At 57.7% G+C, this 11,943-nt stretch carries 13 protein-coding genes and 2 pseudogenes; 13 read left to right on the top strand and 2 right to left on the bottom strand.

The genetic code is table 11. The features are described 5' to 3' along the window. Positions 1-83: 83 nt before the first annotated feature. A pseudogene (locus SHM7688_RS19795) lies at positions 84-182 on the bottom strand (transposase); the annotation flags it as partial. A 57-nt stretch (positions 183-239) separates the two neighbouring features. Between SHM7688_RS19795 and SHM7688_RS17650 the strand changes: the two are divergent. Continuing rightward, positions 240-530, top strand: a pseudogene (locus tag SHM7688_RS17650) (transposase); the annotation flags it as partial. Positions 531-826: 296 nt separating this feature from the next. Here the strand turns inward: SHM7688_RS17650 and SHM7688_RS17645 are convergent. After that, on the bottom strand, positions 827-2,023 hold the full coding sequence (locus SHM7688_RS17645) for an MFS transporter (protein WP_058241277.1): 1,197 nt from the start codon (positions 2,021-2,023) through the stop codon (positions 827-829). Positions 2,024-2,110: 87 nt separating this feature from the next. Between SHM7688_RS17645 and SHM7688_RS17640 the strand changes: the two genes are divergently transcribed. From SHM7688_RS17640 to SHM7688_RS17585, 12 genes are all read left to right on the top strand, one after another. After that, positions 2,111-2,440 carry an ArsR/SmtB family transcription factor gene (locus SHM7688_RS17640; RefSeq protein ID WP_058241276.1) on the top strand — a complete coding sequence of 110 codons (330 nt, stop codon included), beginning with the start codon at positions 2,111-2,113 and terminating at the stop codon, positions 2,438-2,440. A gap of 186 nt (positions 2,441-2,626) precedes the next feature. Beyond that, complete coding sequence (locus tag SHM7688_RS17635) at positions 2,627-3,214, top strand: TetR/AcrR family transcriptional regulator (RefSeq protein WP_009573561.1); 588 nt, start codon at positions 2,627-2,629, stop codon at positions 3,212-3,214. A gap of 55 nt (positions 3,215-3,269) precedes the next feature. Then, on the top strand, positions 3,270-3,686 hold the full coding sequence (locus SHM7688_RS17630; RefSeq protein WP_009573562.1) for an organic hydroperoxide resistance protein: 417 nt from the start codon (positions 3,270-3,272) through the stop codon (positions 3,684-3,686). Positions 3,687-3,690: 4 nt separating this feature from the next. After that, the gene (locus tag SHM7688_RS17625) at positions 3,691-4,848 is read left to right on the top strand and encodes an iron-containing alcohol dehydrogenase (protein ID WP_058241275.1); all 1,158 of its coding nucleotides are present in this window, start codon (positions 3,691-3,693) and stop codon (positions 4,846-4,848) included. Between the two features lie 12 nt (positions 4,849-4,860). Next, positions 4,861-5,898 carry an NADPH-dependent curcumin/dihydrocurcumin reductase gene (gene curA, locus SHM7688_RS17620; RefSeq protein ID WP_058241279.1) on the top strand — a complete coding sequence of 346 codons (1,038 nt, stop codon included), beginning with the start codon at positions 4,861-4,863 and terminating at the stop codon, positions 5,896-5,898. Positions 5,899-5,907: 9 nt separating this feature from the next. Beyond that, positions 5,908-6,585 carry a type 1 glutamine amidotransferase domain-containing protein gene (locus SHM7688_RS17615; protein ID WP_058241274.1) on the top strand — a complete coding sequence of 226 codons (678 nt, stop codon included), beginning with the start codon at positions 5,908-5,910 and terminating at the stop codon, positions 6,583-6,585. Between the two features lie 10 nt (positions 6,586-6,595). Continuing rightward, positions 6,596-7,528, top strand: a complete 933-nt coding sequence (locus SHM7688_RS17610; protein WP_058241273.1) for a glutathione S-transferase family protein — start codon at positions 6,596-6,598, stop codon at positions 7,526-7,528. After that, positions 7,525-8,088, top strand: a complete 564-nt coding sequence (locus SHM7688_RS17605) for a hypothetical protein (protein WP_050525844.1) — start codon at positions 7,525-7,527, stop codon at positions 8,086-8,088. The genes SHM7688_RS17610 and SHM7688_RS17605 overlap by 4 nt, the downstream gene beginning before the upstream one ends. A gap of 16 nt (positions 8,089-8,104) precedes the next feature. Beyond that, positions 8,105-9,091: an aldo/keto reductase gene (locus SHM7688_RS17600; protein ID WP_058241272.1), complete on the top strand. Its 987-nt coding sequence runs from the start codon at positions 8,105-8,107 to the stop codon at positions 9,089-9,091. Positions 9,092-9,280: 189 nt separating this feature from the next. Continuing rightward, positions 9,281-10,375, top strand: coding sequence for an alkene reductase (locus SHM7688_RS17595; protein WP_050525846.1), 1,095 nt, complete (start codon positions 9,281-9,283; stop codon positions 10,373-10,375). Positions 10,376-10,620: 245 nt separating this feature from the next. Next, the gene (locus tag SHM7688_RS17590; protein ID WP_058241271.1) at positions 10,621-11,553 is read left to right on the top strand and encodes an IS5 family transposase; all 933 of its coding nucleotides are present in this window, start codon (positions 10,621-10,623) and stop codon (positions 11,551-11,553) included. A gap of 91 nt (positions 11,554-11,644) precedes the next feature. Beyond that, positions 11,645-11,899, top strand: coding sequence for an NAD(P)H-binding protein (locus SHM7688_RS17585; protein ID WP_058241270.1), 255 nt, complete (start codon positions 11,645-11,647; stop codon positions 11,897-11,899). Positions 11,900-11,943 lie beyond the last annotated feature (44 nt).

Genomic DNA, 11,943 nt, shown 5'->3' with positions numbered 1-11,943 from the left:
ATCAACAGCTTACAGATTGATTAAAGAACTGGGATAAACCCCTTTCAGGGGCTTACGGTGTCATTCTGCCCCCAGCCGGAACAGACCCCCAGATCATCAGCCACCTGCTTGCGCGTCAACCCGCTGGTCAGCGCAATACGCACTGCATCTTGGCGAAATTCGTCCGTCCGTTTCAGTCCCATAGTCAGTCTCCTTTGTTCCAGTAAAGGCTATCAAAGGAGCGGCATCAAACCGTGACACGTCCATTCGCGGCCTGGCTCGGATTGGTGCCGCGACAGAATTCTTCCGGCGGAAAGGGCAGGTTGGGGCGGATCACGAAGATGGGCGATGGCTATCTGCGCAAACTTCTCGTTGTCGGGGCCACGGCCGTACTCCGACGGATCAGGAACGCGCAAACGCACACCGCAAACTGGGTGCGGCGCCTGCTGGAGAAAAAGCCGTCGCGCCTCGTCAGCGTGGCCCTGGCCAACAAAACCGTACGGATCGTCTGGGCTGTCATGTCCAAACAGGGGGTTTACAAGCCGGCTTGAGTTTTTGGGGCGCATGAAAAACGCCCCATACGAGATGCAAGGGCAATCGCAGTGATGATGATCTTTGCCGCCGCAACCGGAACACCCCGTGGGATTGCCAGGGCAACATAGCCCGATAAGTTGATAAGGAGCCGGTTCGCGGACTTCATCAGGGCCAGCGGCATAAGGGCCGCGAAAACAGGCCGGACAAATGACCGCTACGCAAAAAGATCACGAACACAAAAGAAAACTCTTGCAAAACAGGGGCTGTCCACAAATGGCAATCCCGGCCAATGTGTTGAGTCTAGGTTGGGTCCTTAGTCGGTCCGACCGAATTTGCGCATCAGTCCTGCGAGAGCGGCCAGTGAGGCGATCAAGCTGCCATAACAGATCACAACGACTTTGAGCCCGAACACCAGCACCAAAAGTCCGGCAATTACGACTGGCAAACCGAATGCCAAGTAGCTGATACAGAATAGCGCGGCGAAAGTTTCTCCTCTGACATCCTCAGGCACCAGTGGAATTATCGAGCGGATGAAACCATAAAAGCAGGTGCCGAAGCCCGTCCCCACAACGGCGAGCGCAATAAGGTAGAGCACTAAGTTTTCGTAATGAATGCCAAACAAAGTGGCAAAGGTTCCCATTGATAGCGCTGCGGTGCCAAACAACGTGACCTCACGAGCAGAGTAGTTGCGCGCAATGAAACAAGCCAGCGCACCAACCCCGGCCAGCAATGCGACCACGAAGCCCTGGACAATCACATTTTGAATACCAAAAACCTGTGAGATGATGAGTGCGCCAAGCGACAGATACAGCCCCCCTGTGGCCCAGCCCGCGAATAGCGCCGGAGCGCCACGCCAGAACGTGCCCCTGACTTCGATCGGGAGGCCAACGCGAGGCTTCAGCGCCTGCAACAAGCCTTCATGCCGTGGCGATGTTTCGGGCAAGCCCCATGTGGCCAGCGCCAACACCAGGCTGGCCATTGCAATCCCAGTGAATATATCAAATTTTGGCTCGGTAAGGTGCTCCATCGCGAAGCCGGATACCAAGGCCCCCAGGGCCAGCCCGACGAGGGGGATGACTGAATTACAGATCGCCGCGATGCCCTTGAATTCAGGGGGTTCAAGATCCGTAATCGCAGCCGACAGCGTAGACAAAAGAAGGCCGCATGCTACGCCCTGTACTACACGAGCCAACAACAACGCAGGCACAGAACCTGACAGCTCGAATCCGGCGGCGGAAACAGCGAGTAGCACGAACCCTATCGACAGAATAGGGCGCCGCCCGACATGATCCGAGATTGATCCGGCCACTAACAGTGTCGCAAGAAGGGCAATTGCGTAAATTGCGAATATCTCCGACACGACCAAAGACGAAAAACCAAGTTGCTGCTGCAGTAGCGGATAAAAGGGGGACGGCGCGCTCGCGCTCGCCATCATCAGAGCGCTTCCAGTAAGCACGATTGCGAAACCAGCGCGCTCTCTAGCCTTGGGTGACATCACAATCGTAGTCATTTTGGAATGCAGTCCTTCATAAGGGTTCGAAGTTTATCGAACCTTTCTCTAGTTTCTTCCTGCGGAAGGTTCAAGTATATTCGAACCATGAGTATCTTACCCGACACTGTCAGCCCCGATCTTGCGCACCCGCAGGAACAGGAGCTGCAACTGACGCAAGTCTTGTTCGCACTCAGCGATCCGGGCCGGTTGGACATCGTGCGTCAGCTCCGCGACGGCCCGGTCGAAATGGCAAACTGCAATTTAATGGATCCGGAAGTGGCGAAATCCACCAAGTCGCACCTGTTCAAAGTGTTGCGCGAAGCAGGTGTGATCCGGAATATCCCCAAGGGGCGGGGTCGCCTGCTTTCACTGCGAAGAGATTCGCTTGACCGTCGCTTTCCTGGTTTGCTGGAAGCAGTGCTGAACGCAAACTAAGGGCGTGCCGCATCGATTTGCGTATGCATTGCTTTTTTTTCTGTGCTGGATGTTAAAGCTGCTAACTGGTGTGCATGCTGGCTAGCGCCTTTCCCGTACCGTTTCTAAGCGCCGCTCACGGCCCTGTGATTAGAAAAAGCCACACCACCCCTAGACGACCGGTCTAATGAGGCTATATCGGGGGTCATGGAACAGAAAAACGACACACGCTCACAGATACTGACCACAGGACGACGCCTGACAGCCAAGCAGGGCTACACAGGTGTCGGCCTGAGTGCGCTGTTGAAAGAGGCCGGTGTTCCGAAAGGGTCGTTCTATCACTATTTCGCCTCCAAGGAAGCTTATGGCTGTGCGCTGTTGAACGATTTTATGACGGAGTATGGCACACGCCTGAACGCGTCGCTTGCGCATCCGGACATGGATGCACGGTCTCGGTTTCTGACCTATTTCGAAGAGTGGCGGAAAAAACAGATCAGCCCCAACCTCGAAGACCGGTGCTTGGTCGTCAAACTGTCCGCAGAGGTTGCTGACCTCTCGGAGAACATGAGCAATATCTTGCAGAAAAGTGTGTCCGAAATCGTCGCGCGCCTGACGGAGACCCTTGAACAGGGAACGGACGATGGCACGATCGCCGCGCTTGAAGACCCCCGCTCCACGGCAGAAATGATCTACCACATGTGGCTTGGAGCCAGCCTCGTCGCGAGCCTCTCGCACAGTGAAGCCCCGCTCAATTCCGCTATGAATGCCACAAAGGTGCTGGTTCCAGGAACATAACCCCAAAAATTTTGACACATCTATAGACGACCAGTCTATTCGCGAAAGGAAGCTCATGAAAATCTTCTACAAAACCACCGCAACGGCAACAGGGGGCCGCTCGGGAACCGCCGCCCTCAACGATGGCAGCTTTTCAGTCCAGATGGTTCGCCCGGACAGTGGCGAGGCGGGGGTGAACCCCGAGCAGTTGTTCGCGCTTGGCTATGCGGCCTGTTTTGATAGCGCGATGGAAATGACCGCAAAACAACTCAAGCTTGATGCCAAAGCGGCATTAACGTCGGTTGAGGTGGGCATCGGCCAACGCGCCGAGGGCGGATACGGACTTGATCTCGACATTACCGCACATCTGCCGGGCATGACCCGCGAGGATGCTGAAAGACTTGTCGAAGCGACGCACCAGGTCTGCCCATACTCCAACGCCACACGCGGAAACGTTGACGTGCGCCTGCACATTGAAACTGAAGGAAACTGAACCCATGAACAATTTTGACTTTCGAAATCCGACACATATCCTGTTTGGCAAGGGCCGTATCGCGGACCTAAAGGATCAGGTTCCGGCTGACGCAAAGGTGCTGATCCTCTATGGTGGAGGCAGCGCGGAGAAAACAGGCGTCCTTGGTCAGGTGCGTGCGGCACTTGCGGGCCGGGCCTTGGTCGAATTTGGCGGCATTGAGCCCAATCCGCGCTTCGCCACTGCGCTGAAAGCTGTCGAGGTGATTGGCCAAGAAGGGATCACCTTCCTGTTGGCTGTCGGCGGTGGTTCCGTTATTGACGCCACCAAATTTATCGCGGCGGCGGCCAAATATGATGGCGACGCCTGGGACATCCTGACATCTCGCGGGTCGGTCATCACGCAAGCGCTGCCCTTTGGCACCGTGTTGACCTTGCCCGCCACCGGTTCGGAGATGAACTTTGGCGCTGTGATCACCAATCCCGAGAAGGGCGCTAAGCTTCCGTTTGGTAGCCCGCATTGCTACCCGGTTTTCTCGGTGCTGGACCCCGAGGTCACTTACACGCTGCCGCCCCGTCAAATCGCGAACGGCGTGGCCGACGCGTTTGTTCACATCATCGAACAATATCTGACCTATCCATCCGCCGCGCGCGTTCAGGACGGTTTTGCCGAAACCCTGCTACGCACCCTGATCGAGCTTGGGCCCAAAGCCCTTGAGACGCCGGAGGACTATGACGTTCGCGCCAACCTGATGTGGACGGCAACACTGGCACTGAATGGCCTGATCGGCGCAGGTGTCCCGCAGGACTGGGCAAGCCATATGATCGGACATGAGATTACTGCGCTCAATGACACCGACCACGCCCGCACACTGGCTGTCGTGTTGCCGTCACTGATGAGCGACCAACGTGGCCCCAAACGCGAGAAACTGCTGCAATATGCTGCTAATGTTTGGGACATCCGTGAGGGATCTGATGATGCGCGGATTGATGCCGTGATCAAGGCAACACGCAGGTTCTTTGAACAGATGGGTATCAAAACCCGACTCGGCGATTACGCAATTGCTGCACCTGAAATTGATCTTATCGTCGCCGCCTTGAAGGATCACGGCATGACCGCCCTTGGCGAACAAAATGCCATCACCCCCGAAGATGCCCGCCGCATTCTTGAAACAGCCTTGTAGGAGATGATGACCATGGCACAGACTGAAACAGTAAACCGCCAGCTTGTGTTGGCGGAACGCCCCAAAGGCGAACCGACCAAGGACACGCTTCGCTTGGTCGAAGGGGACGTCCCCTCCCCCGGTGCTGGGCAGATGCTTCTGCGCACCGAATATCTGTCGCTGGACCCTTATATGCGGGGGCGCATGAGCGATGCGCCATCTTACGCCGCGCCGGTGGAAATTGATGGCGTGATGGAGGGCGGCACAGTGGCTCAGGTCGTCACCTCAAAGGTTGATGGCTTTGCGCCGGGCGACTGGGTGCTCAGCTTCAATGGCTGGCAGGATTACGCGCTGTCGGATGGCACGCGGATCACGAATCTGGGCACCTCGCCTGCACACCCGTCTTGGGCGCTCGGTATCATGGGTATGCCCGGATTTACCGCTTGGGCGGGTCTGACGCAAATTGGCGCGCCAAAGCCGGGCGAAACCATCGCCGTGGCGGCCGCAACCGGCCCTGTCGGGGCCACTGTGGGCCAGATCGGCAAGATCCTTGGCTGCCGCGTGGTCGGCATCGCGGGCGGGCCAGAGAAATGCGCCTATGCGGTCAATGAGTTGGGTTTTGATGCCTGTATCGATCACAAGGCAGATGACTTTGCCGAACAGCTTGCAAAGGCCAGTCCCGATGGCATTGATGTCTATTTCGAAAATGTCGGCGGCAAGGTCCTCGACGGGGTCATCCCGCTGTTGAATCCAAACTCACGGGTGCCGGTCTGCGGATTGATCTCTCAGTATAATGCGACTGACTTGCCCAAAGGACCGGACCGGATGAATTGGCTTATGGGTCAAATCCTGCGCAAGAAGATCAAGGTGCAGGGCTTCATCATCTTTGACGACTTCGGCCACCTCTACCCGGATTTTGCCAAAGACATGGGGGCGTGGATCGAAAGCGGCCAAATCAAGTACCGCGAAGAGATCATCGACGGTTTGGAAAATGCGCTCGAAGCCTTCATTGGCCTGCTGAATGGCGAAAACTTTGGCAAGCGCGTGATCCGCGTCGGCCAGAAAAAATAGGAAAATAACATGAAAATTCTGATGGTACTGACATCCCACGACACACTCGGGGACACAGGCAAGAAAACTGGCTTCTGGCTGGAGGAGTTTGCGGCCCCCTATTACGTCTTCAAGGACGCCGGAGCAGATATTATACTGGCCTCGCCCAAAGGGGGACAGCCGCCGATTGATCCGTCCAGCGACAACGCTGACGCACAGACCAACGACACCCGTCGGTTCAAAGACGATCCAGAGACGCAAAAGCATCTTGCGACGACGCTGAAGCTTTCGGATGTAACCGAAGACGGGTTCGACGCCATCTTCTATCCGGGCGGCCACGGCCCTTTGTGGGATCTGGCCGAAAGCGCGGACAGCAAACGCCTGATCGAGGCCTTCGCCGCCGCCGATTTGCCTGTCGGCGCAGTTTGCCACGCCCCAGCCGTGTTCCGCCACACCCAAGGTGCGGACGGCAAACCGCTGGTGTCTGGTCGCCGGGTGACGGGTTTTACCAACACCGAAGAAGAGGCCGTCGGCCTTACCGATGTTGTGCCGTTCTTGGTGGAAGACATGCTGAAGGCCAATGGTGGCCAGTATGAAAAAGGGGCGGATTGGGCCAGTTTCGTGCTGCGTGACGGAAAACTGGTCACCGGCCAGAACCCCGCCTCATCCGCCGCCGCCGCGCAAGAGATCCTCGGGCTGCTGAAGTAGGAGAAAAACGATGGTCGACCTGATCCTGCACCACTATGAAGCCTCTCCCTATTCCGAAAAAATCAGAACTTTGATGGGCTTCAAGGGGCTGTCATGGTCATCGGTCATCGTGCCTCCTATTGCGCCAAAGGCTGATCTGCTGGCCTTGACGGGTGGCTACAGGCGGGCCCCAGTGCTTCAGATCGGGGCGGATATCTACTGTGATTCCGCCCTGATCGCCGCCGAGCTTGACCAGCGGTTTCCGGCGCGCGCCCTTGCCCCGAACACTGTGGGCACAGCAACCCCGTTGCTCGACAATTGGGCGGACCGCATTTTGTTCTGGCAAGTGGTTCGTTACAGCATGGGTCTGTGCGCTGATGCCGTTCCCCCAGCCCTGATCCATGACCGCGAGGCGTTTTGGGATCACAAGATTGATCTGGACGGCCTGAAAGTGGATGTCGGCTATCATCGCGGCCAAATTACAACAGGGCTTGGTTGGCTTGAGAACCTGCTGGGCGGTGCCGATTTCTTTGCCGGGGACACGCCCGCGCTGACTGATCTGGCACTCTATCATGTGGTTTGGTTTTTTGCCAAAGCTGACACAGCCGCCAGCGGCAGCGGTCTATCGCTGTTCCCGGCATTGTCGGCATGGATGGCGCGCATTGCGGAGTTCGGTCACGGCACACGAACCGAATTGGCGCCTGCTGAAGCGATCAACATCGCGCTTTCGGCGCCCCCCGCCCCCCTTCCAGAAACGGGAGCTGCACATCCCGCGATAGGCGCGCCGGTACAGGTTCTGGTCGATGAATTTGGCACGGAAGTCATCGACGGTACGCTGGCCCATATCGACGACACCCGCATCATTCTGCATCGGGACACGCCACAGGTGGGAACGGTTGCCGTGCATTTCCCGCGACACGGCTATCCGCTTCGTACAACTCTAATCCAAGGGAAAGACACATGAAAATACTAAGTCTGTGTGGTCGATTTAACGCCATACTGGTGACCGCTGCGGCCTTGCTTGCCGCATCATTCATTGCTCTCCCAATCCAGGCCGAAATCTCAGCCCAAGCCAATATTGAGATTGAGGCCACCTCGGATATGTTTGGCTGCATTTATGATTTCCCCAAAGTGCGCAACACCTTCCTGTTCCATTCCGACCCAGAAAAGCTCAAGGAAGCCATCCGTATTTTTACCGACCGCGTGCCTGATATCGAATACCCGGTCGGCACGGTGATGCAGCTTGTCCCGTTTGAAGCGATGATCAAACACTCGAGCGCAGACTACCCGGACAGCAATGGCTGGGAATTTCTTGCCCTCGACGTGACGGCGGAGAGCACGACGATTACCAGCCGGGGCGATCACGCGGTCAACTTTGAGGGGCGTGAGTGCCTGAGCTGCCACGCTGCTGGCTTTGAGTACGATTTCGTTTGCGAGAAAGAGCACGGCTGCGAGCCACTGTCTATCGACGACGAAGAGATTGCTGCTTTTCAGGCCGCTGATCCTCGTTGCACACAACCCTAATTCAAGGAGAAAACACATGAAAACGCGTAATCTGGGTGGCGGACTGGGATCCGTATCAGCCATTGGGCTTGGCTGCATGGGCATGTCCGAATTCTACGGCCCGACCAACCGCGATCAATCCTATGAAACGCTGGACCGTGCGCTTGAATTGGGTGTCACGTTCTACGATACCGCCGATACCTACGGCATCGGCGCGAATGAAACCTTGTTGTCGGATTTCGTCCGGCAAAACCGGGACAACGTCACGCTGGCGACCAAGTTCGCAATCATCCGATCCGACGATCCGGACGTACGACACATCGACAGCAGCCCGGCCTACATGAAACAGGCGGTCGAGGCGTCGCTGAAACGTCTGGGGATTGATCAGATCGACCTCTATTACGCGCATCGCCTTGATGGGGTGACCCCGATCGAGGACACGGTCGGAGCGATGGCCGATCTTATCAAAGAAGGTAAGATCAGGGGGATCGGGTTAAGCGAAATCTCCGCACAAACTTTGCGTCGGGCAAATGCGGTGCACCCGGTTGCGGCGGTTCAGACAGAGTATTCGCTGTGGTCGCGAGACCCAGAGGCAGAGATGCTGGCCACGTGCGCCGAATTGGGTACGGCTTTTGTACCCTACAGCCCGCTTGGGCGCGGCTTTCTGACCGGCAAGGTCACCACACTAAGCGACCTGGCTGATGATGATTTCCGGCACACCCAGCCGCGCTTTGCCGATGGAAATCTGGATCAGAATCTGAACTTGCTGGAGCAATACCGTGCCATCGCCGACAGCGCCGGATGCTCGCCTGCGCAACTGGCGCTCGCATGGGTCTTGGCCCAAGGCGATCATATTATTCCGATCCCGGGCACCAAACGACGCACGTATCTTGAAGACAATATTGGGGCCGCCGATGTCACACTAAACGAGGACATTCTCACCCGCCTCGACACCTTGTTCCCACGCGGCGCTGCCGCTGGCGACCGTTACACGGAACAAGGGATGCAGATGACCAATCTGTAGATCGGAAACCCTGCATTGCAAGCTCGATCGGCGGCGCAGCGCCTTTAACCTAAGCCCTGCCCCGCCGCCACAAATTCGCCCCCAAAACGACCGGATCAGGCGTTGGCCACATCCGACACGCCCAAAGCAACCGGCCCACCCCTTTGTCCCAAATTCACTCTCCTGCCAGCCAGGAGACTAGGAGTTACTATGTCAACCATCCCTGAAACTGACCTCTTTTCCCCCGTCGTTGTCGGACCTTATACGCTGTCAAACCGCATCGTAATGGCCCCCCTAACCCGCGCGCGGTCCCCCGAAAACATCGCCACCCCAATGATGCAGGAATATTACGCCCAACGCGCATCGGCAGGCCTGATCATCAGTGAAGGCGTGAACATTTCGCCGCAGGCCACAGGGTACGCCTTTACTCCCGGGATCTGGACCGACGAGCAAATCGAAAGCTGGCGCCCCGTCACGGCCGGTGTGCATGATAAGGGTGGCCGCATCTTTGCTCAGCTGTGGCATGTCGGCAGGGTGTCCCACCCGGATGTGCAGGCCGGTGGGATATTGCCTGTCGCTCCCTCCGCTGTTCGCCCTGAAGTGGATGCGTTCACTCCGGATGGAAAGAAACCAGCACTCACACCGCGGGCGCTGGCTCTGGAGGAGTTGCCGGAGATTGTCGCAGATTACGCGCAAGCGACGCGCAACGCTCTTGCTGCAGGGTTTGATGGCGTCGAGATTCACGCCGCGAACGGATACTTGCTAGATCAATTCATGCGTGACGGGGCCAACCAGCGTACCGATGACTATGGTGGGTCGGTCGAGAACCGTATTCGGCTGACACTTGAGGTCACGAAAGCTGTCGCGGCCATCTGCGATGGTGGCCGCACGGGGATTCGGATATCTCCGATCAGCACGGCCAATGGCCTTACGGACAGCAATCCTGAACCCGTGTTCACCGCACTTGTCGATCAGTTGAATGATATTGATCTGGCTTATCTCCACGTCGTGGAAGGTGTGACGGGCGGAGCACGAGCCGTCGAGGGTGGATTTGATCTGAATATCTTGCGGCAGCGTTTCAACGGGATCTACATCGCCAACAATGGCTATGACAGAGACCTTGCAATTGCGGCGCGCCGCAGTGACGCCGCCGATCTAATCGCCTTTGGTCGTCCCTATATTGCCAACCCGGACTTGGTGGCCCGGCTACAGCAGAACGCACCCCTCAACGCACTTGACGGCGCGACCGCATATGGCGGCGGGGCCGAGGGATACATCGATTACCCTGTTCTCCCACATGAGTGATCGCAGGAACTATAGCGCGACAATCTGGGTGAGACGCTGGCGACAAACAGGATGAGATTCTATGTCGCGGCATCGGAGACGATATCACCGCGATTGTCGCTGGCAAGAATTTCTTCTGCAGCTGTTTATCGCTCCGCGTCAATCAGCGGTGTATTTTTGATTGTCGCGTAAGCGGCAGGCGGCTTTGTTGCGCAACGGGCGGGTGAGGGATTCATCTTGTGAATCCAGCGTGGTAGCTGGCCTGCATGAGCAGACCCATCCCGCCGAGCTACAAGACCAAGAACTGGCCGGCCTACAACGAAGCGTTGAAGCAGCGCGGCTCCCTGACGATCTGGTTCGACCCGGACATGGCCTGGGTGCCGCCGCCGACGGGCAAGCGTGGACGGCAGCCGCAGTATAGCGATGCCGCTATCCAGACGTGCCTGACGATGAAGGTCCTCTTCGGCATGGCTCTCCGTCAGACGACCGGGTTCGTTGAAAGCCTCCTGCGGCTTGTCGGCCTCGATTGGGCGGTGCCGGATTTCAGCACGCTGAGCCGACGACAGAAGACGCTTGCCGTCACCATCCCTTACCGTGGCTCGCAAGGGCCGCTGAACCTGCTGATCGACAGCACCGGCATCAAGGCGGAAGGCGAAGGCGAGTGGCACGCCCGCAAGCATGGTGGCGCGAAACGCCGTCTATGGCGCAAGATCCACCTCGGCGTCGACGAACAGACGCTGGAAATTCGAGCCCTCGAGATCACCGGGAGCAACGTTGGGGACGCGCCCATGCTGCCCGAGCTTCTCGACCAGATCCCCGCCGATGTGGAAATCGGATCGGTCACCGCGGACGGTGCCTACGACACGCGCAGGTGCCACGACGCTATCGCCGACCGAGGCGCACATGCCGTCATACCACCGCGCAGGAACGCCAAACCGTGGAAGCCTTCGACCGCAGGGGCCATCGCCCGGAACGAGGCGCTCCGAGCATCAAAATACCTCGGCCGCGCCATTTGGCGAAAGTGGAGCGGATACCACCGCCGAAGCCGCGCCGAGACGAAGATGCACTGCGTGAAGCTGCTGGGGCAGAGCCTCATGGCACGCGACTTCGATCGCCAGGTCGCAGAACTCCAGATCCGCGCCGCCGTCCTGAACGGCTACACCGCGCTCGGCATACCTGTCACCGAGCCCGTGGGATAAGTGCGTCCGGGGAAAGGGGAAGTCCGGGCTTCACCTTCTTTGCGCAACAAAGCCGCGCCAACTGGTGCGTTTCAGAAAATGGAGACTGACAATGCTTATTATTACAGGAGCCTCGGGAAAACTCGGCGGACTTGTGGTTGAGGCTCTGCAGCGTCTCGTGACAGCGGACCAAATCGGAGTCAGCGTACGTGATCCGGAAAAACTGACCGATCTCGCGGCGCGTGGCGTACGCGTAAGGCGTGGGGACTACGAAGACGCTGACAGCCTGCGCCACGCGTGGGAAGGGGCCAGCCGAGTACTGGGGGTCTGTTCCGGCTGGGGGCAGAATGACACCGTAAGCCCCTGAAAGGGGTTTATCCCAGTTCTTTAATCAATCTGTAAGCTGTTGAT

The organism is Shimia marina, from assembly GCF_001458175.1.
GTDB lineage: Bacteria > Pseudomonadota > Alphaproteobacteria > Rhodobacterales > Rhodobacteraceae > Shimia > Shimia marina.
The sequence above is the reverse complement of the archived record's forward strand: the minus strand, read 5'-3'. Positions and strand labels throughout refer to the sequence as shown.

Excerpts from the sequence above, each read along its gene's own strand:
- SHM7688_RS17640 (WP_058241276.1), top strand. The coding sequence starts at position 2,111 with ATGAGTATCTTACCCGACACTGTCAGCCCCGATCTTGCGCACCCGCAG.
- SHM7688_RS17605 (WP_050525844.1), top strand. The coding sequence starts at position 7,525 with ATGAAAATACTAAGTCTGTGTGGTCGATTTAACGCCATACTGGTGACC.
- SHM7688_RS17615 (WP_058241274.1), top strand. The coding sequence starts at position 5,908 with ATGAAAATTCTGATGGTACTGACATCCCACGACACACTCGGGGACACA.
- curA (WP_058241279.1), top strand. The coding sequence starts at position 4,861 with ATGGCACAGACTGAAACAGTAAACCGCCAGCTTGTGTTGGCGGAACGC.
- SHM7688_RS17645 (WP_058241277.1), bottom strand. The coding sequence starts at position 2,023 with ATGACTACGATTGTGATGTCACCCAAGGCTAGAGAGCGCGCTGGTTTC.
- SHM7688_RS17625 (WP_058241275.1), top strand. The coding sequence starts at position 3,691 with ATGAACAATTTTGACTTTCGAAATCCGACACATATCCTGTTTGGCAAG.
- SHM7688_RS17595 (WP_050525846.1), top strand. The coding sequence starts at position 9,281 with ATGTCAACCATCCCTGAAACTGACCTCTTTTCCCCCGTCGTTGTCGGA.
- SHM7688_RS17590 (WP_058241271.1), top strand. The coding sequence starts at position 10,621 with ATGAGCAGACCCATCCCGCCGAGCTACAAGACCAAGAACTGGCCGGCC.
- SHM7688_RS17585 (WP_058241270.1), top strand. The coding sequence starts at position 11,645 with ATGCTTATTATTACAGGAGCCTCGGGAAAACTCGGCGGACTTGTGGTT.
- SHM7688_RS17600 (WP_058241272.1), top strand. The coding sequence starts at position 8,105 with ATGAAAACGCGTAATCTGGGTGGCGGACTGGGATCCGTATCAGCCATT.
- SHM7688_RS17635 (WP_009573561.1), top strand. The coding sequence starts at position 2,627 with ATGGAACAGAAAAACGACACACGCTCACAGATACTGACCACAGGACGA.
- SHM7688_RS17630 (WP_009573562.1), top strand. The coding sequence starts at position 3,270 with ATGAAAATCTTCTACAAAACCACCGCAACGGCAACAGGGGGCCGCTCG.
- SHM7688_RS17610 (WP_058241273.1), top strand. The coding sequence starts at position 6,596 with ATGGTCGACCTGATCCTGCACCACTATGAAGCCTCTCCCTATTCCGAA.